At 56.5% G+C, this 23166-nt stretch carries 12 protein-coding genes, 1 tRNA gene and 3 pseudogenes; 11 read left to right on the top strand and 5 right to left on the bottom strand.

All coding sequences use genetic code 11. The features are described from left to right. Window positions 1–217: 217 nt before the first annotated feature. The 3 genes and pseudogenes from ACTG20_RS08475 to ACTG20_RS08465 all read left to right on the top strand — a co-directional run bounded on the left by ACTG20_RS08475 (window position 218) and on the right by ACTG20_RS08465 (window position 3164). On the top strand, window positions 218–1633 hold the full coding sequence (locus ACTG20_RS08475; protein ID WP_439987560.1) for a hypothetical protein: 1416 nt from the start codon (window positions 218–220) through the stop codon (window positions 1631–1633). 596 nt (window positions 1634–2229) lie between these two features. Then, a pseudogene (locus tag ACTG20_RS08470) lies at window positions 2230–2413 on the top strand (IS1-like element transposase); the annotation flags it as partial. A 193-nt stretch (window positions 2414–2606) separates the two neighbouring features. Next, the gene (locus ACTG20_RS08465; protein ID WP_323925222.1) at window positions 2607–3164 is read left to right on the top strand and encodes a recombinase family protein; all 558 of its coding nucleotides are present in this window, start codon (window positions 2607–2609) and stop codon (window positions 3162–3164) included. A 321-nt stretch (window positions 3165–3485) separates the two neighbouring features. Here ACTG20_RS08465 and ACTG20_RS08460 read toward each other — a convergent pair whose 3' ends face one another. Further along, the gene (locus ACTG20_RS08460) at window positions 3486–3851 is read right to left on the bottom strand and encodes a hypothetical protein (protein WP_439987559.1); all 366 of its coding nucleotides are present in this window, start codon (window positions 3849–3851) and stop codon (window positions 3486–3488) included. A gap of 602 nt (window positions 3852–4453) precedes the next feature. Here ACTG20_RS08460 and ACTG20_RS08455 point away from each other — a divergent pair. Both ACTG20_RS08455 and ACTG20_RS08450 read left to right on the top strand, forming a co-directional pair. Next, window positions 4454–8956 carry a sacsin N-terminal ATP-binding-like domain-containing protein gene (locus tag ACTG20_RS08455; protein WP_440008079.1) on the top strand — a complete coding sequence of 1501 codons (4503 nt, stop codon included), beginning with the start codon at window positions 4454–4456 and terminating at the stop codon, window positions 8954–8956. Between the two features lie 291 nt (window positions 8957–9247). Next, a pseudogene (locus ACTG20_RS08450) lies at window positions 9248–9388 on the top strand (IS3 family transposase); the annotation flags it as partial. Here the strand turns inward: ACTG20_RS08450 and ACTG20_RS08445 are convergent. From ACTG20_RS08445 to ACTG20_RS08430, 4 genes and pseudogenes are all read right to left on the bottom strand, one after another. Then, window positions 9369–12446, bottom strand: coding sequence for a UvrD-helicase domain-containing protein (locus ACTG20_RS08445; protein WP_323925224.1), 3078 nt, complete (start codon window positions 12444–12446; stop codon window positions 9369–9371). The pseudogene ACTG20_RS08450 and the gene ACTG20_RS08445 overlap by 20 nt on opposite strands. 126 nt (window positions 12447–12572) lie before the next feature. Continuing rightward, window positions 12573–12725, bottom strand: a pseudogene (locus ACTG20_RS08440) (IS1595 family transposase); the annotation flags it as partial. A 152-nt stretch (window positions 12726–12877) separates the two neighbouring features. Beyond that, window positions 12878–12953, bottom strand: a tRNA-Thr gene (locus ACTG20_RS08435). An 89-nt stretch (window positions 12954–13042) separates the two neighbouring features. Beyond that, entirely contained in the window at window positions 13043–13783 is a 741-nt protein-coding gene (locus ACTG20_RS08430; RefSeq protein WP_194496041.1) for a phosphatase, read from the bottom strand. Window positions 13784–14251: 468 nt separating this feature from the next. Between ACTG20_RS08430 and ACTG20_RS08425 the strand changes: the two genes are divergently transcribed. The 6 genes from ACTG20_RS08425 to ACTG20_RS08400 all read left to right on the top strand — a co-directional run bounded on the left by ACTG20_RS08425 (window position 14252) and on the right by ACTG20_RS08400 (window position 23147). After that, the gene (locus tag ACTG20_RS08425; protein ID WP_041208826.1) at window positions 14252–14905 is read left to right on the top strand and encodes a TetR/AcrR family transcriptional regulator; all 654 of its coding nucleotides are present in this window, start codon (window positions 14252–14254) and stop codon (window positions 14903–14905) included. A 48-nt stretch (window positions 14906–14953) separates the two neighbouring features. Next, window positions 14954–17293 (top strand): acyl-CoA dehydrogenase, encoded by a 2340-nt coding sequence (locus ACTG20_RS08420; RefSeq protein ID WP_194496040.1) that lies wholly within the window; start codon window positions 14954–14956, stop codon window positions 17291–17293. 167 nt (window positions 17294–17460) lie between these two features. After that, complete coding sequence (locus ACTG20_RS08415; protein WP_194496039.1) at window positions 17461–20523, top strand: efflux RND transporter permease subunit; 3063 nt, start codon at window positions 17461–17463, stop codon at window positions 20521–20523. Window positions 20524–20538: 15 nt separating this feature from the next. Further along, window positions 20539–21588: an efflux RND transporter periplasmic adaptor subunit gene (locus ACTG20_RS08410; protein ID WP_194496038.1), complete on the top strand. Its 1050-nt coding sequence runs from the start codon at window positions 20539–20541 to the stop codon at window positions 21586–21588. Between the two features lie 115 nt (window positions 21589–21703). Further along, window positions 21704–22225 (top strand): crossover junction endodeoxyribonuclease RuvC, encoded by a 522-nt coding sequence (gene ruvC / locus ACTG20_RS08405; RefSeq protein WP_005334512.1) that lies wholly within the window; start codon window positions 21704–21706, stop codon window positions 22223–22225. A gap of 313 nt (window positions 22226–22538) precedes the next feature. Then, complete coding sequence (locus tag ACTG20_RS08400; RefSeq protein WP_194496037.1) at window positions 22539–23147, top strand: hypothetical protein; 609 nt, start codon at window positions 22539–22541, stop codon at window positions 23145–23147. Window positions 23148–23166: the final 19 nt, after the last annotated feature.

Below are 23166 nucleotides of genomic sequence, written 5' to 3'. Positions count from 1 at the left end.
CGGGAAAAAGTGTCTGGACCTATGGGGTCAAATCCAAATACGCGATCCGCCTATTCGTACCGTGTCACCCTATCAGCCCACTCAGATTTTGCGGTCAACACTGTGGATAGGCGGCGGAATACCATCTATAAATTATTGGGCCTCACGAGTATCACCCACAGCACTTCCTCAAAGAGCTATGTTTGCTTCGCGCACCACAAAAGCAAAGGAGACAACAATGCCGCATATTGCCAACCTGAAAGAAATCCAGCCGCTTGATCACTATAAGGCCACATTCGACCTATTTTATGAGTTTGTTAAGGGCCAAGTTAAAGGCGACATAAAAGCGAATCAGTATCTTCAACTACAAACAATTGCCGAGCCTCTGGATTTCGCAAAGCACTACCGCTGGTTCTCGTACTTCACCTATTTGAATAAAGTCGACCAAACGCTAAAACCTGAACCACTAAGTGATCAGTTTACTGTCACTAATAGAACGCTAGCGCGAGAATATGAGAGGTTTGTTGAAACCGCCTTGCAGCTTGTTGAGGCGATCGAACTCCCTCCAGAGGTAGTCAGCAAGATTAACGCCGAAGTTGTCCGCGTAGACAACATCAAGAAGGAGGTTCGACGTCTTGTCCGGGAAGATGCCGATGCGTGGAAAGAGTATGCGGAGCTTCGCGGAATTCCGTACGGCGACTTGTCTCAGTACTTACAGTGGAGTAACCGCTATGGAAACGCAAATGACATAGATGCCCATGGAAGAGCACTTGCCGACACCTACGGAACACTTGAACGCTTGCGTCGGCAACAGTACTCAGACGTGGACCAAAGGGATATCAAGGAGGCGTGGGACAAGATGATCTCTATCGGGTCTCGAATTAGGTACCCGCGGCGTCCTGATGATGAGTACCCAGACGGTTCAAAGTTCTCACTGCCTTACCTCGCATCTCTACCCACAGGGGATACAGCACAGTATGCCGATAGACCTGTGATATTCCCCGACCTGTCTTTTGACACTATAGTCGGTGGTTCGAACGGGCAATTTAGCATTGCGTTTAATGAGTTTAGTACTGCGAAAGAGAGCATGTCTGTCGATTGGTCTAGCTCAGTCTCTGGCTCTTATGGTTGGTTTAGTGCGTCCGTTAACGCCTCTTCATCCACTAAGATTGAAGAAGAATTTTCTCACACCAAAGATGTGACGCTAGGGTGCAAGGCGTGCATGATCGTACCTGTCCAGCCTCCATCATGGTTTGATCCGAACCTCTTTGGAAATAAGTTAATACTGAAGAACAAACGAACCTTTGAAAGGTACCTTGGCCCTAAAGGGACGCTCCTCTACTATCCCACCGCGTTAGTTGTTATGCGAGGATTCAATATTCTCTTTAAGTCTACCAACACGTGGAAGTACGATTATGTTCGCGATTTCTCTGTCGGCGGCAGCGGATCTGCGCGCTTTTTTGGAATCGGTCTTGGCGGAGGGTACAAACGCCATGAACATCAAGAAAAGCACCATGTTGAGAAAAACGGCAATGAACTCCGCTTTTCTGACGGCGATTTAAGCCTTCGTGTACTTGGCTATATAGCTCAAAAAAACACCTCTTTCGAGACGAATGTGCTCGCAGATCTTTCTGTGATTAAGGTGCGACCATGATCTATCGGCGCAGCAGGTTTATTGCGGTAACTCAGCTGTTTTTTCTGGCGGCGTGCGTTTCTCCGCAACCGAGGCTGCTGCCGATATGCAACCTCAAGTGCGTTTCTGGCGAGCAGTGCACTACGGAACACTCTGTATCAACAAAAGAGATTGAAACTCTTATGGAAAAGCTGAGGGGTTCGTTCCCTATGCATAAGGTCGATGTTGTTTCGGTTACATCTGGCTACGCAGTTGTGTTGGCCAATGATGAGTCTGATCAGAAGGTACGTGAATCTTGGAGGGTGGTTGGCTGTTTTACTGCAACAATTCCACCGAGCACAGTTGATTATGCACGACTAGAACAATGTGTCTCCGGAATGACGAAATGGATTAGCTTCCGAAATCCAAGTGACGCTGAAGACCTTATTCTTGATGCATCATTCCGCCGGACTTGTATGAATTCAACGGAGCGTTAGATTGCCCAACAATGCCGTGTGAAAGTGTCAATGAGTCAAAATCGCTTGCTGTAAAGGAACTTGGTACAAACGTAAAAAGGTGGTGCCTCCAATCAGTTGAGCATCATGTTTTATGGTGGCTTTTGAGATTCAGCATTCCTCATAGCCACCCTCACCATTTACTGCTCTCGCTGCCAATTTGATCGCATATACCGCCACGGCAAGACCGCAGCAGATCATGCCCGTTGCCGCAGCCCTGCCCCATGTCTTCCAGCTCACCTATACCTATGAAGCACGCAAACCCGGTGTGAAAGACAAGATTGTCGACATGGCCTTCAATGGCGCCAGGGCGAACCTTTATTAGGTTGCCGACTATTCGTCACGGTGACACAAATATTGCCGTCGAGAATAGCTCAAAACGTGTACCTTTTGATCTATTCAGCAATCCCTCCCAAATCACTGGCTCAAATATGTTGTTTTACATATGAGCCACACCTACACTTAGAGCCATAGATTATGAGCTAATTAAGGGGCGCATCATGGCGGTAATTGGGTACCTCAGGGTCAGCACTGGCGAACAGAGCATTGGGGCACAGCGTCACAGCATTGAACAGACTCACAAGATTGAGACGTGGTTTGCTGATGAGGGGGTATCGGGGGCTGTGAAGGCGCTACAGCGTCCTGGGTTTGCCGAACTGTTCAAGTTCATACGCAAGGACGACACACTGATCGTACCCGCTGTCGACCGCCTTGGGCGCAATACCATCGACGTGTTGAATACGGTTGAAGCACTACAAGGCAAGGGAGTTTCAATCATCAGTTTACGGGAGGGGTTCGATCTGTCCACGCCCATCGGCAAAGCCATGCTAACCATGTTGGCCGCTGTTGCAGAGCTGGAGCGCTCGAACATCAAAACCCGACAGATGGCCGGGATCGCCAAGGCGAGGGCAGAGGGTAAGGCACTCGGACGTGAAAAGACTATTGACGATGCAGCTGTCTCTGTCTGGCGCAAAGAAAACTCAGCGAGCATTAAATTGACAGCTGAACACTTCGGTATCTCGCCCGCCAGCGTAAAACGCGCTTGCAGGGTCACGTAAAGGAAGATATGACGGATGTTGAATGTGACGGGGATTAAGGTTAGGCAGGAGCTGTTTTGAAGATCTCGGCGCGGTGATTGGTGAGAAACTTAGTCTGCTTGGGGCTGAATAGACCGACATTCATGGGTAGAGCAATTCCCCACTGCTGAAGGGCCTGCTCGATGCCTGCTTCGGCACATAGTAAGTCGCCGGAGTCAGAAAAGTTTATCCACCCCTGGTCAAATAATTTGTCGATATGGGGGAAGATAAGCAAGCCATTGTGCCCGTCAAGGCGTCGTCGTTGTTACTCTTGCTCTAGGGCTTGATGTGGCTGGCGATGAGTTAAGCCCTGTCGGTTACGCCGGTAACCCGGCAAGCAGGTTCTATCTTCTCTAGGTTCATGCGGAAAAGGCCTTGGCCGATGCGATCTTTGATTAATTGCACCTTCTCTGTCGTGTTCAGGGAGGACGTCTTAATGGCCGCTTCGGTAGCTTCCTCTTCCTGTTCGGTCTGGTGTTGCTTGATGGCATTCGCAAGGAATGGATTCACACTCTCTGCCAACGAGAGCACTAGGCTACCAAGATCGTCGCTTATACCTGCAAGGTAGCAACCCTGATACCCATTACCGCTGACCTGTAAAGGGAGTTCCTTAAGGGGAGTCGTGGTGCTATCAACTCCAAGTGGTCCTTCGGTTGTCGCGGAGCTCATTAGGCACCTATTTTATGAGGGCTCTCCAGCCTGAATTAGACCAAGACTCTCCGGCGTTGCCATATTCAAGCGGCTTCGGTCGCATATTACATCGGGCAGTCACTTGGCCGATTGCTTTGATAAGTCCGCTGGCGTAGGAGATTACAAAGTCCTCAGGACGGGTCAGCGTGAGGTTGATATAGGTCTGGTTCTTCGAGCCGTTGCGGTTCGATTTAGGCGACCAGATGTAGCCACCCTCGATTTCTGTGCTGTACGTTTGCTTATGGTCTCCCTACCAGAATGCCACTGTAATTCCCCTAGACCCTGTTTGATCACAGATAGATGCATCATGGTAACTCGAATAGTTCCACATGTTGGAATCAGTATTAACTGAATTTTGAGGACGGTTGAGCGACTTCGGCCTCCAGCTCAACAATCGAGCGCCCCCCTAAGCCATGAACACCAAGTGATGCCGATGTCATCAAACAATTGAACTGCCTAGCAATTCAAATATCCAGTGGTAGGATGAGTTCTGTCGCAGCTATCCATTCGCGACCTTGAGCGAAATTCTTGCGGTACATTGAAGGGGACGCGAAGTGAAGGAGCTACTGGCAGCGACTACGATGATCGACGACGAGACTGCAGCGGGTCGGGATGCTGCAGATCGGCTTGTGCATGACTGGGACAATCGTGACTGGATACCCGCATCACCGACTCGCGAGTGGGCTCGCGCTGCAACTGATCGCTTAGGCGAGCTCATCTCCGCCCAGCCGACGATATTCCGGGCCAGTATGAGGGGCGCCGACAGGGGGGCTAGCACACTTAGCCCGCGACCTTTCCAGGGGCTCATAGAGTGTCTGCAAAACGCGGATGATCTCGGTGCCTCAACTCTGCATATCGCATATGGGAGCAAACCACATCCCGAGTTGCTAATTGTCCATGACGGCGCACCTGTCACGTTTGCGAATGTTGGCGCGATGCTCCTCCCATGGCTATCGACCAAGGATGCCGACGCCGATGCTTCCGGGCGCTTCGGCATCGGCCAGCGCACCCTCGGAGCTCTTGGTGGCCCGATCACGCTTCACGCTCCGCCATTTCACTTTGTGATGGGCGAGAAGGGGCCAATATCGGTCGAACCATACCCCGACGTAGATGGTGTCTACCGGGCAAGTCGCCGGGATACGATGCTTGTGATTCCGCTGGTAGAATCGGTCACAAGCGAAAAGGTCGTCGACGCCGTTCGCGAGTTGGATACCGACTCGTTAATCTTCCTACGTAGCATCCGCACCCTCCAATTCCATCATCTCGAAGATCCTTCCCAAGATCTAATCTTCGCCATTGAAGTGACTCCACGGCAAAACGGACGGATCGAATTCGATAAGGAAGCCGCCGTAGTTGAAATCGCGGACGTGGACGTCGTTTTTCCTGCTGGCGTGGCGCAGTCCTACCGGCGTTATACGACGCGGCGCGTTATACGAAATGGCGAAAAGCGGTCGAATAAGGCTACGGACACTTCCACTCCTATTGGGGTCTGCGTGCCCGTGAATGATTTACCCAGGCCCCTGCGACTGTACGACCGCATGCCGCTACCAATATTCACCGGACTGCCGATAGGATTTAATGCACAGTTCGACCCTGATGCAGCTAGATCGACCTTGCTACCCAATGATTGGAACAGGAACAGGTTCGCTGATCTTGGTCAGCTTATAGCTTGGGCTGCGCTCGACGCGTTTCAAACCGACGCCGCCATGGCTTGGAACCACGTCCCCCTGATGTCCGAAGCGGATCAGAGTGAGGGATGGACTGCCGACCAAGTTCGCAAGTTCATCGTCGATGCCAGTCATGCCATCCTCCGAGACCACTTGACCCTGCGGACCGGTTATGGTGAAACGTCGGTCGACGACATCGCCTACGAAGCCGAAGCGCTCGAGGCCCTACTTAACGAGCAGGACGTTGAGCGATTGACTGAGGGTAAGGTTGCTCTTCCGCGCGGAAGTCGGGATATATCGGGACGTTGGCGTCTGGTGCTGGGAGAATTGGATAGCTCCAAGATCGTCGAGGTTCATGATGCGCTTGACGTCGTCGACGGCGACCCCGACCGGGGCGTCGATTGGTACGTGCTGTTCGCTGCGATCGCGGAGCGACATGGGCATTTCGGTACCTTCATATCGCAGCGAGGTCTTTTCTTGGCTGATGGCACGACCACCACTCGGCCGGCGTCGACAGATATATGGGTGTTAGTAAAGACGGCGTCACCAGCGGCACTGGCCACGCGTCTCGGACTAGCCCGCCAGCTTCACCCGGCCTACTTCGATGACGATGCAGGAACCGTCGCCTTCTTGTCGAAACTTAAAAGCCAAGGCGCGTTGTTCGACGACCGGGACGCCGCGACCGACGTTTTCACGATCTTTGAACGCGGCGCGTCCTCTCTCGGCGAAACACCTACGACCATCAGACTAGAGGATGCAGACCTGCTCGCGCTCCGTGACGCTTGGGCTGAGCTTCCACGCGAACGGCACGCCGATCTGGGTCATAAAGTTGGCCAGCGGATCGAATTGAAAGCGATTTGGTACGGCACCGACGGCAGGCGGGTCGCTGGCTGGGCCCGCCCAGTGGTGATGTATCTGCCCGCCAGCATCGATCGCGAAAAGGACAGCTTCGCCACGGCCGCTTACCACACACACGGCCTAAAATGGGTGGATGGGGAGTACGCCAAGGTTCTTAAGCAGCCGGCGGGGCGCTCGGCGATTGGCGCACAGCGCCTTCTGTCCGCTTGGGGAGTCGCGCGTGAGCCCCGGTTGACTAGGCCGAACGACGAATACGTCCGCTATTCTCGCGACTCGAGGCCGGTGAGCCCTGTTGATACACCCATGCGCACCGTGGACCAGCTGCGCAGTATTCGAGCAGGAGGGTATTCCACGCATCTCCTTGACGACCATTGGTCGCCGGATGCTGAGGCGGTCGCTGTAAACATCTCCCGTTCTCCGGTCAAGACTCGTAAAAAGAGGGGGACAGCCTTACTTTCGACGCTCAGTCGTGCATGGGATAAACACTATTCGGACTCTGCGACGGCATTCACCGCTTCCGCGTACAACGGATACTGGTCTCGCGTCGGCGAGGTGCGCGCGACATGGCTTGCACGGCTCGCGGACATCAAATGGATGCCCGACGCTGGCAATGGCCTGCAGCGGCCATCGGATCTACAGGTACAAATACCAGGAAGTCCGCCTAGACCGAGCGAGCGAGCTTCAACCGTTGCCAAGCTAGATCCGCAGATCCTGCGGACAGGGATTCTTGCCGCACTAGGGGTGAAGGCCGGACCAACTCAAAGAGATCTGATCGAGCGGCTTCGTGCCCTGCGCAAAGAGCCTGTGACGGTGTCGGTCGTTGCTGACTCGTTGGCCGTCTATCAACTCCTCGCCGCTTCACTGCGTAACAAAAGCGACGGTTTCCCGGAAGGAAGAATGACGACCGCACAGCTGAAGAACGCGTTCCGAGCAGACTCGGAGGGTAAGGGTCTGCTGCTGGTAGGTGGCGAATGGCAATCGCCCGAGACCCTGCTGCGCGGACCGACAATCTTTGGCAGCCGCAGGGCGTTCGCGCCGCACGTGGACGGCTTAGAGCCGTTATGGAACATTCTCGGCGTCGAATTGCCGGTTGCCAGCGATGCAATCGCTGTCCTCAAGGAGATCGCCAAAGGGCAGCCTTCACCAGAAGACTTGGGGATCGCAATCCGTGCCTTCACTCTCGTGTCGAATGGCTTAGCCGATATGTCGCCTCAGATGCGTACGAAGTTACGCAAACTGCCGCTTTGGACTGGCTCGGAATGGACGACGGAGCGCCCAGTCTACGCACTGGAGGGAGAGGCGCTGCTGTCCGGCGCGCCTGTCAACATGAGGGTTTGGAGGCCCGGGCTTACCTCCTTTTCCACTATCTCGACACTGCTCGAGCCGCTAGGTGTGGTCCGACTAAGCCCATCGGACTTCCGCCCTGCATCAATTCCCGCATACGGAATGGCTGAGGGGGATTCCATTAGGCTGGTCTTTGCCAGGGGTATCGCTCTTCTTAGGCAGGAACTCGTCAGGGCTGACCAAGCGCTGCTCGACGGGCTCATTGTCGATTGGGAGCATCTTATTGCTGCACCAGTGGTGGTCGACCCCAACTTATCGATAGTCGCCGAACTCACCTCTGGACCTGTCCATCTGCGGACGAGAGCACATGTCGGTCGAGAACCGCTCAGCCTGATCGTCAGAAGCTTGTCAGAAGTGGGAACTGCGGAGGGCGCTGGCGCCGCCCTCGCATCGCTGTTTGACGGTGATCGCCAGAAGGTCGCGTGGGCGTGGGCTGCTGTCTGGCCTCGTGCCGCAGCCGGTGAGCAGGCAGAAGGCGCCGTGCTGCCAAAGACTCGGGCCGAGCGCGGCGATGGTAAGGAGCGGCTCGAAGAGCTTGCAAAGCAGGCGTCCAGCCGGAAAAAGGGCAGGGCCCAAGCTGAGAAGTCTGGGATGAAGACTGATACTTCCTCACGACCGGTCCAAGTGCGTAAACTGCGCGACCTCGACGAGTTGATGCCGTCGGTTGGAAAGGTCATCAACGAGGGGGCAAAGCCGTCCGGCGAACTTATCTTTGCCAGGCGCCGGAAGGACTCTGGGACGAGGCAGTATGATCCTAATGCCCCGAGGAACGGATCGAACGGACCCTCGCTGCAGCGTACGGTGCTTCCGCCTGCCAGCGACCGTGAGAGGATGGCACTAGACGCAGTGCGGTGTGCTTTGCGGCTAGATGCCCAGCAGCTCAACGACCTTCGCAACGCAAGGGGGGTGGGCGTCGATGCGATCGACGAATTGCGCCAGTGTTATGAGATCAAAATGAGTTCGAATTCGGCGGTACCCAATGACATCATCCTCACTGCAAGCGAGGTTGAGGCTGCGAGGAACGACCCGGATTTCTTCCTGGCTATTGTCTCTGGTCTAGAGGACGGTGCGGGCAAGCTACGCGTCCGCTTCATCTTCGATCCGTTAGCGCAGCTTGATGTCAGGGTGCGCAGCGACCTTATGCTGACTGGCGTGTGTCGTGCAGAGGCGCTGGAATTCGAGTTCGACAAGGCAGGACACGAAGATGAAAGGTAAGCGTTTACCGGGATCGCATTGACTCCACGCAAAGTAAAGAAGGGGAGCTTTTGAATCCCCCCTTGATCCGGTTCGTCAGTCACGTATGACAGTCACGCGCTGTCTTCCCTGCCCTTGGACTGTTGTTCGGCGCGCTCAAATGACCACCCCGGAGTGTGTGCAACCTCCGGTAGTTGAGCTGGAAAAAGTGCTTAATGGCCCCCGTTGCTTCAAGCAGAGGTTGAAATCAACCAGCTAACCCTGGTCAATTTTGGACGCTGATCACTGGTCATTTTTCGATGCTGATTGACAGCGGAGAATATCCTTGGCCAGGTTTTTTGGCCGACTAAGCCCAACTAAGTCGGGATGTGTGATATTACCTATATCGCCGCCGAGGAGCGCTGGCTCTATCTGGCCGACCTCAAGGATGTGTTTACTTGCGAAATAGTGGGCTGAAATACACAGCGTTCTCAACTCCAGGGGCAATTTTGCTACCAGACGAGGAGGTCGCCATCACTGTTGCCTGTGACATTCGGAGCTCATACTCCTCGCTGGTGATATTTTCATAACAGCAATCCGCTGCTTCACGCCTGAACCTGCTGCAACCATAGAAGGATCCACCGTCCTTGTTTTTACGCTGACGCATGGTGCCAATACCGCAGCGACGACAACCAATCTCGATTTCTCGGCACGCATTGTTGGCACAAACTCGCAATACACCTGCGAAGTTCAGCAACGGGGCCCCACATTGCTTGCACGCATTGGTGATATGGTCGCAGGCCGGTTCGTGTGAACAAACATAGAATTTTTTGTTGTAGTTATTGGTCTTGGTCTTCAGCCAGCCTGACTCACAACTTGGACAACCCCACAGACCCAGCGTCAGATCATCTTTTTTGGTAACATACTGCTTGCCCATTTTGGCAATTTCCACAGCAAAACCAGACGCATTTTGGCCATCAAAAATCATGAATACATAATGACGGGCGCGTGTCATCGCCACATAGAACAGACGGCGCTCTTCGGCAAAAAGATACGATTCCCGCTCGGGCAACAATAAATCGATCAGCTCGTCATTTTCCCGGGCAGAAGGAAAGCCTCCCTCGTCGAGTCCCAATATGATCACATAGTCAGCCTCTAAACCCTTGCTGGCATGCGCAGTCTGATAATGAATATCCAGCAGCGGAAATTCCTGGGCTAAAAACTGAAGATCTATAGCACTCATGATCGACATATTTTCCTTACGATAGCGCCCAATCAACATGACGGGAGCCTGCCCGCCCTTATTCAGACGCATCTGCCGATCGCTGCAACGTTTAAGTGCCCGCCTCACCAGTAGTGCGTAAGAACCAGCCTTCCGCTCTCTCTTCGATGCAGACTGTGGGGTATATTCCATCATTTCCTGAATATCCAGCAGTTGCACCGCCGGATGTTCTACTTGGGTATGGGTGATGATCTGCTTTTTCAGTTGTGCCGGATTGCACATCACAAAAGCGGCGCTCAGTTCATGGATACGATTGTTAAAGCGATAACTCTTGTCCAGCGGTAACATTCTGGACGGTTTGAACTGCTGGTTAAATTGGGTGAAAAAGCGCAGATCCGAGCCGTTAAAGCGATAGATGGATTGCCAGTCATCACCCACAGCGAACAGCCGCATATTGGTGCGACTGGCAAGTAGTGCCCGTAGTAATTTACCTCTGCCGCCAGAGAGATCCTGAAACTCATCGACTAGCACATAATCGTAACGATGTTGGAAACGCCCCTCCTGCAACGCTTGAGTCGCATTGGCTATCATATCGCTGAAATCCAACTCACCTTGCTCAAGCATCTGTTTTTCGTAAGCCTCAAACACGGGCTTGAACAGCGACAAAAAGGCTCTGGTTCGGCCCAGATCAACACCTCTTGCCGGTTCATTCAAGCTCTCGAAGGTAAATTGGCCTTCCTTGAATAGACTCAGAAATCGCAACATCAGATCGATAAACCCCTGCCAGGGTGACATGGAGGAAGCCTTCAATTCATCAAGCAGGAGATCTATATTTCGCAGTTGGTGAGGTATCTTCGCGTTATTCAGGATCTCAAGTAGTGCCTCCTCTAAAATGCCTTCCCACAACTGATAGCTATAGAGTTCCGCCAGATGAGTGCCCTGTTGCCGGTGCAGTTCCCGTTTCCAGGCTACCCCCTCCAGATAGGCATCCTGATTCACAAAGGGTGCGGTACGCTGTTGTCGGTCCAGACCCAGATATTCGATATAGAGCTGGCTATCTGGCAGGTAAAAATCCGGTTTGTATTGACGACGATCTACAGTGGCTGTCTTGTGGATGTAGGCTGCCTCATACGCGTAGGGAACTGAATACAGATGCAGATAGTTGGCTACTCTCAACTCGCCCACACTCTTGACGAATTCGCCCTTGAGGGTAATCAAGCGGCAACTCTCTAAAAACTCGTGATATTCCTCAATCGTTTCGAAATCATATTCACAGCGGCCAGGGGTGCTATAGCAGACAAAATACTTTATCAACTCGGCGCGGTAGTCAGCACTCCTAGCTATCTGCTGCTCCAGCACCGACTCGATAAACTGATGCAGTTCATGGTCCTGTTCGGCAAAGCGGGTCAGGGCCATTTTTGTCCCCTGAGTTTCGGCAACGATACGATTACCAAAGGCATGAAAGGTGGTGGCCTTGAGTTTGGAAGCCGCAGCCGGCAATCGGGTTGCTATCCGCTCCTCCATCTCGCCTGCCGCCTTGTTGCCAAAGGCCAGCATCAAGATATTGTCCGGTTGGGCCAGACCAGAATGCAGCAGATAGCCGGCCTTGCCGATGATGGTCGAGGTCTTGCCGGTACCGGCCCCAGCTACTACTAGGGTATGATCCTCGTTGGTAACACAAGCCTCTCGTTGCGGCTGGCTTAGGGGTTGTTTTTCAATCTGGTCGAAGAATGCAGCATTTGTGACCAAGAGCCGGGGGATAACCTGTCGGTTGAAATTGTCACGGGCCAGCTCCGACACATCCTTGGTAGTAAGTTTTAGCGCCAGCTGTGCGATGGAATTGTCCTGTTCCCCTGCGATGAACGCCTCATCAATTGCAAGGTCGCCCAGTCGTTGCTGCAATGGCAACAGGGCAGCCAGCGCCTGCCACTCATGGGTAGAAAAATAGTGAACACCGCTTTGATAGCGTTCGACCGAACGCATCAGCCTGCGCCATTCGCCACTATGTTGCAGCACCGTCAGCGCCATGCGCTGTATACGGGTAACGAATGTCCCCAGCGAGCGGCTAGACAGGCCGCCAATCCGAAAGTTTTTAGAGACTGTGTGCACTTCCAGTCGAGAGAAAAGTATCCCCCGCTCTAGACGTAATGCGGTGATCTCGCCTATCGGAATGGCAATCTGTGAGCGATGAAACTCAAATAGCAGTTGTCCCGACTCAAGCCTGATACCGCTTGCTCGACGGGAGAGAAGGCCCCACAGGTGAGAGAGCGGATGGGCAGTTAGCTGAACAGGTGGCTGAATCTCTGACATTTTCTTGTAGGGTCGATCTGATACGGTGTTTACAGTGCCTGTAAATAGGCGTGGTACTTCAACTTGGCACTTCTGACCAGTTGATTCAATTCCGTTTTTAAGGTTTCAGTACAATTTCTAACGTGATTACCCATGAAACTCAGTCATTTTGAGCAAGCGATATGGCATGAGTGGCGTTCGGCTCGCATCCAGCCTCAATTTTGCCAACAAGTTGTCCAACTCAAAGCGGTTGTTGAAGCGATAGCAGTACTCCGCAAGATAGCGCGGTAAGTGTTGGCTACCTGAGTTGGCCCGCACCTACATGGTACAGCAGGCCGGCGAACGACTGAAAGGGGAGCCGATGCTGATTCCACGGAGGGGCTGACGTTAGCCTGATGTTAGCCCGTTCAAAAAACGAACAAGGCTCGCATCGCTGCGAGCCTTGCTGCATCTGGTGCCGGAAACAGGAGTCGAACCTGCGACCTTCGCATTACGAATGCGCTGCTCTACCAACTGAGCTATACCGGCTTGTTGCTCTCCACATTCATAAAAAATGACCGGCAAGTCAATTGAGCCAGCTCGATTTTATGAGTTGGCTCATGGTGTTAGAGCCCGATTTACAGATCGACAAACTCGGGGATATGGGCACGGCCGCGGCTCTCGAGAAATTCGAGCAGGGCGCGGGGGGAGCGCACCAGGATCCGCTCCAGCGGAAAGCCCGCTTCGGTCACCAGACGGTGGCAATGGTCAAAATCGCCGAGGCTGAAAGCGACATGGGAATCGGAGCCGAAAGTGAGATAGGCCCCCAGATCTCGCGCGGCTTCGACTATGGCACGGCAGTTGCCTTCGCTGCCCGGGCGCGAGTGAATGAAGGAGGAGTTGTTGATCTCCAGCGCCACCCGATAGTCGGCCGCCGCCTTGACCACCGCCTGAATGTCGATGGGAAATGAGGGGTTGCCCGGGTGGCTGATCATATCGACCCGGCCGCTCTTGATGGTGTTGATCATCGCCTGGGTGTGAGTGGCCTGATCGCAAGGAGGGAATACCTGTTCATGAAAGCCCGCCATGATCATGTCGAGGCGCGACTCATAGCGCTCGGGAAAATCGATCTCCCCCTCCAGGTTTTTGATGTTGGCCTCGATACCCCGCAGGATCCCTACCCCATCCACCACTCTTGGCAATATCGGCAAGTTGGCAAAGTGCCAGACATGAGGGGCATCGGCCATCTCGGGGCCGTGATCCGTGGTGGCAAACAGCTTGATCCCCTTGGCCCTGGCTATCGGCAGATAGTCGTGGATGGTGCTGTAGGCATGGGTGCTGGCAATGGTGTGAGTGTGGGTATCGACCGGGTACTTCATCTTCTCTCCCCTCATATTTTGAAAGGGCAGCATAGCAAAGAGCGGTAGCTTGGGCCACGCCAGTGCTTGCCACACTTTGTCACAAAATACCGCGAAGCTGACATAGTCTGAGGGGCTCTGGCTGGCATACTGCCCCCGTCGATACATGCCTGAACTCGCATCGACAGTTTGCCGTCAGGATGACGCGAACTCACTTTCCCCACCGTCGCGCCCTGCGGCGGTTTTTTTTGCCTGCAAACCGCAAACCGGTAACAGACGCGCAAAAAAAGGCCCAACTAGCATGGTGCAGGTTGGGCGAGACTTAATGTTTAATTGCAGTGGCATAGATATAGAGTCCTGCTTTTTGACTAAGTTCCGCCCACTTTGCTTTTTTCATCGAAAAACATTCCGCTAACACTCATTCACATCCTCTTGACACTTTACGTTATGAAACGTACTTTTTAAACATTCGTTTAAGTGAGGTGTCCAGTGAGTAAAATCGATACCAAAAACCGTATTCTCGACGCCGCTGAAGTGCTGTTTGCCGAGCGGGGATTCGCCGATACCTCTTTGCGTCTGATCACCAGCGAGGCCGACGTTAATCTGGCGTCGGTGAACTATCACTTCGGCTCCAAGAAGGAGCTGATCCAGGCGGTGCTCGACCGCTATCTGAGCCTGTTTATGCCCGATCTTGATGCCCGCCTGCGGGTACTGATGGAGCAGGATCAGCTCACCCTGCTGCAACTCTTTGAAAGCTTTGTCGAACCGCTGATGAAGCTCTCGGCCGTGCGGGCCAACGGCCCGGCCATCTTCATGCAGTTGCTGGGGCGCGGCTATATCGACAGCCAGGGCCACCTGCGCCGCTTTATCACTGCCCACTATGGCCCCATTTTGCAGCGGATCACCCAGGCGATCTCCAAGGCCAACCCGGCCCTCTCGCCGGCAGATCTCTTCTGGCGCCTGCACTTCACTCTGGGCACCGTCGTATTCACCATGGCCTCCGCCGATGCCCTGCGCGACATCGCCCTGGCCGACTTTGGCCAGCAGCTCGATGTGGAAGGGCTGGTGCGCAACGTTATTCCTTATCTGGCGTCCGGAGTCGGGGCGCCCGTGGAGTCGACCAGGCTCTCCCTGGCCGTGTAACAACCAACAATAAATCAACGGAAACAGTGAAATAGAAGGAACTTCGGTATGATCACATTGCTTGTCCTGCTGGTGCTGGCGATAGCCGTTGTGCTCGGCGTACCCTCCATCCGTAAAAAGGTGGTAACCCGTCCGGTGTTCGGCATCTTCAAAAAGATATTGCCGCCCTTGTCAGCTACCGAGCGGGAGGCCATGGAAGCCGGCTCCGTCTGGTGGGATGGCGAGTTGTTTCGCGGCAACCCCGACTGGAAAAAACTGCACGGCTACGGCAAGGCCGAGCTGACCGCAGAGGAGCAGGCCTTTATCGACAATCAGGTCGAAACCCTGCTCGCCATGGTTGATGACTTCAAGATCGTTAACGAAACCAAAGACCTGCCGGAGCCGGTGTGGGACTATCTGAAGAAGGAAGGCTTCTTCTCCCTGATCATCCCGAAATCCTATGGCGGCCGCGAGTTCTCGGCGATTGCCAACTCCACCATCGTCACCCGCATTGCCACCAAGAGTCTGAGCGTGGCGGTCACCGTCATGGTACCGAACTCCCTCGGCCCGGGCGAGCTGCTGATGCACTATGGCACCCAGGCCCAGAAAGATTTCTGGCTGCCGGGGCTGGCCAGTGGCAAAGAGGTGCCCTGCTTCGCCCTGACCGGGCCGGAAGCGGGCTCCGATGCAGGCGCCATTCCTGACAAGGGGATCGTCTGCAAAGGGATGCACAAGGGTGAAGAGGTGCTGGGTATTCGCCTCAACTGGAACAAGCGTTACATCACCCTGGCGCCGCGCGCCACCGTGCTGGGGCTGGCGTTCAAACTCTATGACCCGGAAAAACTGCTGGGTGACAAGGAAGAGCTCGGCATCACCTGCGCGCTCATCCCGACCAGCCACCCCGGCGTGCGCGTCGGCGATCGCCACTACCCTATGGGTCTGGCGTTCATGAACGGCCCGACCTTCGGCAAGGATGTATTCATCCCGCTCGACTGGATCATCGGCGGCCCGGATTACGCTGGCCGCGGCTGGCGCATGCTGGTCGAATGCCTCTCCGCCGGCCGCGGTATCTCGCTGCCTGCGCTGGGCACCGCTTGCGGTCACATGGCGAGCCGCACCGTGGGCGCCTACTCCTATGTGCGCAAGCAGTTCGGCATGTCCATCGGCAAGTTTGAAGGTGTGCAAGAGGCGCTGGCTCGCATCGGCGGCCTCACCTATCAGCTGGAAGGGGCCCGTCGCATGACCGCCGGTTCGCTGGATTTGGGTCAGGCACCGGCCATCGTCACCGCGATTTCCAAGTACCACATGACCGAAATGGCGCGTCAGATCATGGATGACTCCATGGACATCCACGCCGGTCGTGCCATCCAGCTGGGCCCGAAAAACTACACCGGCTACGCCTACATGGGTATTCCGGTCGCCATCACGGTGGAAGGGGCCAACATCCTGACCCGCAACCTGATGATCTTCGGGCAAGGGGCTACCCGCTGCCACCCGTACGTGTTTGCCGAGCTGGAAGCGGCGGCCGATACCGACGTGGAACGCGGTCTCGAGAAGTTTGACGCCCTGCTGATGAAACACATCGCCTTCGGCGCCGGCAACTTCTTCGGTTCCCTGTTCCAGGGGCTGACTCTGGGTCAGTTCAACAGCGCACCGGTAGCAGGCGAAACCGCTCGCTACTACAAGCAGCTCTCCCGCATGAGTAAAGGGCTGGCCCTGTGCGCCGACGTCTCCATGCTGATGCTGGGTGGCGATCTCAAGCGCAAGGAGATGATCTCCGCCCGTCTGGGTGACGTGCTAAGCCACCTCTATCTGGCCTCCGCCACCCTCAAGCATTACGAGGATCAGGGCCGTATGGTCTCCGACCTGCCGTTCGTGCAGTACGCGGTGGAGCGCAACCTCTACCTGATTGGCAAGGCGTTCGAGGGCTTCTTCCAGAACTTCCCGAACAAGGTGGTGGGTGCCGTACTCAAGCGGGTGGTATTCCCGTTCGGTGTCGGTTACAAGATGCCGGCAGACGATCGCTGCCACGCCATCTGCCTGGCCATGATGAAGCCGGGCGAGTTCCGCGACCGTCTGACCGCCCTCTGCTATGTGGGCAAAGACGAGGCAGATCCGGTCGGCCTGATGGAGCGCGCCTTCCAGGCCATGGTCGCTGTGCAGCCCTACGAGAAGAAGCTGGTGCAGGCCCAGAAAGAGGGCAAACTGCCCCGCAAACTGGCGCTGCCGGAGCTGGTTGCCGCCGCACTGGCCGGTTCCATCCTGAGCAAGGACGAAGCGGACAAACTGCTGGCCGCCGATGCCCTGCGCTACGAAGCGATCCAGGTAGACAACTTCGCCCCGGGCGAGCTGGAAGGCTTCTCCCAGCAAGCAAACAAACAGCCAAACAAGGTCGAGCACGCCGCCTGATCCCCTGGCAAACCAGTACCAAACCGGCCCTCGTGGCCGGTTTTTTTGTTTGTTAACCATGCATTTACAAGCCGGGAGAATTCCAGTTAAATGCTTGAGTCCCTGTTGCAGGGGCTTTGGAAGCAAGGCCAGCGGAATGGCCGATAACAACAACTCAGGAAGAGTGAATGAACCTCGCCAAAACAGCGATCGAACGCCCCATCTGGGTGGCGGTCTCGATCGTGCTGATTTTCCTGCTGGGCCTGCTCAGCATCCGGGGACTGCCGATCCAGCTGTTCCCCGACATCGACCGTCCACACCTCAACATCTCGGTGAGCTGGCGTTCCGCCTCGCCGCAAGAGATGGAGTCGGAGATCACCGACCCCATCGAGCAGGAAATGCAGGGGGTGCAAGGGCTCAAGAGCCTTGTCAGCAACAGCTATCCCGGCTTTACCGAAATCGACATGGAGTTTGCCCTCGGCACCGACATGCAGCGGGCCCAGCTCGATGTGATTTCGCGGCTGAACCGGGTCTCGGGACTGCCGGACAAGATTGGCGGCCCCTACGTCAACAACTACAGCAGCAACGACACCCTCACCTTCTTCTTCATCCAGCAGCTGCCCGGCGCCAAAGGGGTGATCGATGACCATCAGGCGTTGATCGAGGCGCGGGTCAAACCCGAGCTGGAGCGCATCGAAGGGGTCTCGACGGTCGCGATCGAGGGGATCAACGAGCGCCAGATCCAGATCCGCTTCGACCCCTACCGAGCCGCCGAGCTGGGGGTAGAGATCCCGGTGCTGGCCAGCCGCGCCACCACCGGCTGGGACGTGTCGGCCGGTACCCTCGACATCGGTCGCTGGGAGTACAAGCTGCGCTTTGCCGGTCGCTACGATGTCGAGACGCTGGGGGACAAGGTGGTGGACTGGCGCGATGGCCTGCCCATCTATCTGCGGGATGTGGCGGAAGTAAGGGTGGCCAGGGAAGAGAACCCGGTGCTGCGGATCCAGAACGGCAATACCGCCATCGCCGCCCAGATCTTCAAGGAGAGCGGCGCCAATGCCCTGGCTTCCCTTGAGGCGATCAAGGCCCGGGTGAACGAGCTCAACCGCGAGGTGCTGGAGCCGGTCGGGCTGCACATGGAGCAGTCATTCGATGCCTCCCTCTACATCAATCGCGCCGTCAGCATGGTCACTGCCAACCTGGGGCTCGGGGTGCTGCTCTCCTGCGCCATCCTCTGGCTCTTCCTGCGCCAGCTCAAGGCGACCCTGATGATTGCCCTCGCCATTCCCATCAGCATCATGCTCACCTTCTGCCTGCTCAAGGTGATGGATCGCACCCTCAACATCATCTCGCTGGCGGGCATCGCCTTTGCCGTAGGCATGGTGCTCGACGCCGCCATCGTGGTGCTGGAGAGTATCTACCGGCGCCACGAGCGGGGGGATTTGAGCAAGGCGGAGGCGGCGCTTGAAGGCACCCGTCAGGTGTGGACGGCGCTGGTGGCCTCCACCCTCACCACTGTCGCCATCTTCCTGCCGGTGCTGCTGCTCAACGATGTAGAAGGTCAGCTGTTTGCCGATCTGGCGCTCACTATCGCCTGCGCCGTAACGGTCTCCATGCTGGTCGCCGTCATCGTGCTGCCTGCGGTGGCGGCGCGCTGGATGGGACATGAAACACTGACCGATCCCTATGAGTCGCTGTGGCAGCGCACCACTCGTCATGTGATCCGCTGGACCTCGACCTCACGCCAGCGCTGGACGGTCATCACCCTGATGATGAGCCTGCCGGCCCTGGCCACCTGGGCGCTGCTGCCCAAGATGGACTATCTGCCGGACGTGAAACGGGACGCGGTGGATGTCTGGATGAACTTCACCCCCGGGGTCAACCTCAAGGCCCAGCGCGAAGAGGTGATCGATACCCTGATAGCCCGCCTCGCCCCCTACATGAAGGGGGAGAAAGAGCCTGCCCTCAAGAACTACTACATCTTGCGCTACCCGGGGGGCGCCCAGATTGGCGTGCGACCCAAGGACGAGACCCGCATCAAGGAGCTGGAGAGCCTGTTGATGAAACAGCTGCTGGTGGGTATTCCCGACACCCGGGTGTTCGGCGGTCAGGGGTCGCTGTTTGGCGGCTTTGACAGCGAGAACGGCGTCTCCCTGCTGCTGCAGGGAGGCAACCTGCCCGAGCTCTATCAGGCGGCCCGAGCCAGCATGGGGATCCTCAGCAAGGACCTGCCGGGAGCACAGATCCGGCCCGAGCCGAGTCTCGACTTCACCGCCCCCGAGCTCAAACTGGTGCCGCAAGATCGGCGTCTCGCCGAAGTGGGTTGGGATCGCACGCCCCTGCCCACCATCATCCAGACCTTTGGCGACGGCTTGCGGGTTGGCGAGTATTTCGACGGCGAAGATCGGCTCGACATCATGCTGATGGGGCAGAGCTCCGCCAATCCGGGCGAACTGAAGGCAGTGCCGCTGGCCACCCCCTCCGGGCGCATCGTTCCCCTTGGCGAGCTGCTGCGGGTGGAGCATGACATGGGCCCGGCCAGCATCTTCCGGGCCGATGGGCGGCGCAGTATCAGCCTGCAGATAGCGCCCCCGGCAGGCATGACCATGGAGCAGGTGCTCGACACCCTGAAAAACCGCAGTTTTGCCGCCATCCGCCCCCTGCTGCCCGCTGGTGGCGAGCTGCGCATTGCCGGCAACGCCGACAGCCTGCAACAGGCGCTCGACAATCTGGGGACCATCTTCCTGTTTGCCGTGGTGATCCTGCTGGTGCTGCTGTGGGGGGTGTTTGCCTCCATCAAGGATGCCCTGCTGGTGCTGCTCACCCTGCCCCTTGCCTCAGTTGGCGGCGTGCTGGCGCTGCAACTGAGCGGGCTGCTGGTGCCGCTGCCGATGGACCTGCTCACCATCATCGGCTTTGTCATCCTGCTGGGACTGGTGGTCAACAACGCCATCCTGCTGGTGCATCAGACCCGCACCGCCGAGCGGGACGGCATGAGCCGTCAGCTGGCGGTGGCCGATGCCCTGCAAAGCCGGATGCGTCCCATCGCCATGACCAGTCTCACCAGCATCTTCGGCATGCTGCCGTTGATGCTGAGCCCGAGCGAAGGGAGCGAAATTTACCGCGGGCTCGCCACCGTCATTGTCGGCGGCATGAGCTGCAGCACCCTGTTTACCCTGATCCTGTTGCCTGCTTTCCTGCGTCTCGGGGAGCAGGTGGCGATCCCACAACCCCTGCGCCAGCGGGCCTGAGCAAGGAGCTCATCGATGACACATATGATTACCCGAATGTTGGCTGGCGCTGTGCTGATTGCAGGCAGCGCGCTACCGGTATTGGCCGATCAGGGCAAGATGGTGACCCTGGCGGATGTGACCCAAGGGGATGCGGCCGCCAATATCTGGGTCAGCGGCACGGTGGCGAGTCGCCAGCAAGCTGCGCTAAGCGCCGAAGTGAGCGGCCGGGTGGAGTGGATCGCCGAATTTGGCAGCCAGGTCAAAAAAGGAGATGAGCTGCTGCGCCTCGACAGTACGGCGCTGCGCCTCTCGCTGGAGCAGGCTCGCGCCGAGCAGGCGAAATGGCAGAGCAACCTGCGCTTCGCTCGCGCCGAATCCCAGAGGATCACCCGGCTACACCAGCAAAAGAGCGCCTCCCAAAGCCAGTACGACAAGGCCAGTTACGATGTGGAGCAGGCCGCGCTGGCCGAGCGGCTGGCCGCCATACAGGTGAACCAGATTGAAGAACAGCTGCGCCGCAGCCACATCTATGCCCCGTTCGACGGGGTGGTGAACAACCACTTCATCCAGCCCGGCGAGCATGTGGACGCAGGCGAGCAGGCGCTGGAGCTGGTCAACCCGGATCAACCGGATATCCGCCTGCAGGCCCCCATCCTATGGGCCCAGCAGCTGGCGCCACAAACCCGGCTGCGGGTGGAAGGGGAGCAGCTGAGCGGTCATGGCGTCTATTACCAGCGGGCCGCCAGCGCCGACCCCAAGTCGCGCCTCATCGAGCTGCGCCTCAAACCGGAAGCGGGCACCTTCATCATCGGCTCGCCGGTACGGGTTGCCCTGCCACTGGGGGATCAGCAGAGCATGCTGCTGCCCCGGGACGCCCTGGTGCTCGGCACCGATGGCAGCGTGGTCTATCAGGTGGCGCGAAGCGGCAAGGCGCTCAAGGTTAATCGGGTGCCGGTCACCGTGCTGTTTGGCGACAGCCAGCAGGTGGCGGTGAGCGGCGCCCTCAAGCAGGGGGATCGGGTGGTGGTGCGTGGCGCGGGCAGCCTGCAGGATGGCGACACCATAGCGCTGTTCAAGGGCTAACCACACCCGACGCAAGCTGGCCAATCTTTGCCCGCTTGACCCGGGACATACAGCCAAACGGTCCACAGTTTGCTATCTTGGCGGCCATCACTCGCGTTTAGAGCAATCAACACCCATGAGCATTATTTTGGGCATCGATCCGGGTTCGCGGATCACCGGATACGGGGTTATCCGGGTCGTGGGCGGCAAGGCCGAATACTTGGGCTCTGGCTGCATCCGCACCGATTGCGGCGAGCTGCCGGAGCGCCTCAAGCAGGTCTATGACGGGGTATGCGAGATCATTACCCAGTTCAAGCCCACCGAATTTGCCATCGAGCGGGTCTTTATGGCCCGCAACGCCGACTCGGCCCTGAAACTGGGGCAGGCCCGGGGCAGCGCCATCGTCGCCGCGGTCAACGCCTATCTGCCGGTGAGCGAGTACTCCGCCACCCAGATCAAGCAGGCGGTGGTCGGTACCGGCGGCGCCGCCAAGGAGCAGGTGCAGCATATGGTGACCCATCTGCTGAAACTCTCCGCCACCCCGCAGGCGGATGCAGCAGATGCCCTCGGCGTCGCGCTCTGCCACCTGCACACCCGCCAGAGCCTGATCAAGATGGCCGGTCGCGCCAGCAGCTCGGTACGTGGCCGCTATCGCTGAGCCCTTATGTCGTCCACGACTCATCCCGGTATCACCAAAACAAAACCGCCCCGGCTATCCGGGGCGGTTTTGTTTTGGGCGCGGAATAGAGAGCAATCCGGAGAGCAAGGTCATACACGCCAGCTCCATCAAAAGTTGCAATCGAGCGACACGTGCGCCGACGTGACGAGCAACTCGATTATCATCGTAAACCCGTACCGTATTGCCATCAGACACAACGCCAAAGAGGCTTATAAATCACACTCTTGGCAATAGATACTTGCTTTCAATTAGTCGTGGCCGCAAACAATACAACCTCGAGTTACAAACTGATATGAATCACGCCAAGGAAGAATTAGATATGGAAAAAATCGGACTTTCCGCTATCGCCCTTCTGCTATGTGGTTGTTCTGCTGCTGGCGTCGTAATAAGCAACGACCCTTGGCAAAATCTGGCCCAAGCAGATGTGCTGATTGAACATGGGCGGGCAACCGCTGCAGAAAAACTTATCGTCGAAGCCAGAAACATTTGCAAGGAAGACGCGGTTTGCCATGCCATGGCAGATAGAGAATATGCCCTGCTACTCCTATCTTCTTCCGTTGGTTCTACTTGGGCAGAACACTATAAAGAACAAGGATTTATAGATCAGACAGTCAACCTGCAAAACAGGACAATCAAGGCAGCAGCATATCTGGAGCAGGCCGCCACTCAGCTAAATACAACAACCGCTTACGACAAGCTGAGCAATGTGCAGCTACTAAAAGCCTCTGTCTATCAGGAACTGCAGGATCAAAAAAGTACCTGTTCATCCCTGGCTCAGGCGCTGACAGCCTACCAAGATAATCTGCGCCATAACTCAGGCGCAGCCCCGCAGGGGGTGGATGGTTACGCCTCGCTGGGAGACTATATCATCGCACGGCAGAAAGCCGTTCGCTGTATGTAAACAGGTATCTTATGGTTCA

The sequence above is a fragment of the Aeromonas sp. 84A genome, assembly GCF_051919345.1.
Lineage (GTDB): Bacteria > Pseudomonadota > Gammaproteobacteria > Enterobacterales > Aeromonadaceae > Aeromonas > Aeromonas veronii.
This window is presented reverse-complemented; position numbering and strand designations above follow the sequence as displayed.

Coding starts and splice junctions, on each gene's coding strand:
- ACTG20_RS08455 (WP_440008079.1), top strand. CDS start 4,454: ATGATCGACGACGAGACTGCAGCGGGTCGGGATGCTGCAGATCGGCTT.
- ACTG20_RS08420 (WP_194496040.1), top strand. CDS start 14,954: ATGATCACATTGCTTGTCCTGCTGGTGCTGGCGATAGCCGTTGTGCTC.
- ACTG20_RS08430 (WP_194496041.1), bottom strand. CDS start 13,783: ATGAAGTACCCGGTCGATACCCACACTCACACCATTGCCAGCACCCAT.
- ACTG20_RS08445 (WP_323925224.1), bottom strand. CDS start 12,446: ATGTCAGAGATTCAGCCACCTGTTCAGCTAACTGCCCATCCGCTCTCT.
- ACTG20_RS08460 (WP_439987559.1), bottom strand. CDS start 3,851: ATGAGCTCCGCGACAACCGAAGGACCACTTGGAGTTGATAGCACCACG.
- ACTG20_RS08475 (WP_439987560.1), top strand. CDS start 218: ATGCCGCATATTGCCAACCTGAAAGAAATCCAGCCGCTTGATCACTAT.
- ACTG20_RS08400 (WP_194496037.1), top strand. CDS start 22,539: ATGAATCACGCCAAGGAAGAATTAGATATGGAAAAAATCGGACTTTCC.
- ACTG20_RS08465 (WP_323925222.1), top strand. CDS start 2,607: ATGGCGGTAATTGGGTACCTCAGGGTCAGCACTGGCGAACAGAGCATT.
- ACTG20_RS08415 (WP_194496039.1), top strand. CDS start 17,461: ATGAACCTCGCCAAAACAGCGATCGAACGCCCCATCTGGGTGGCGGTC.
- ACTG20_RS08410 (WP_194496038.1), top strand. CDS start 20,539: ATGACACATATGATTACCCGAATGTTGGCTGGCGCTGTGCTGATTGCA.
- ruvC (WP_005334512.1), top strand. CDS start 21,704: ATGAGCATTATTTTGGGCATCGATCCGGGTTCGCGGATCACCGGATAC.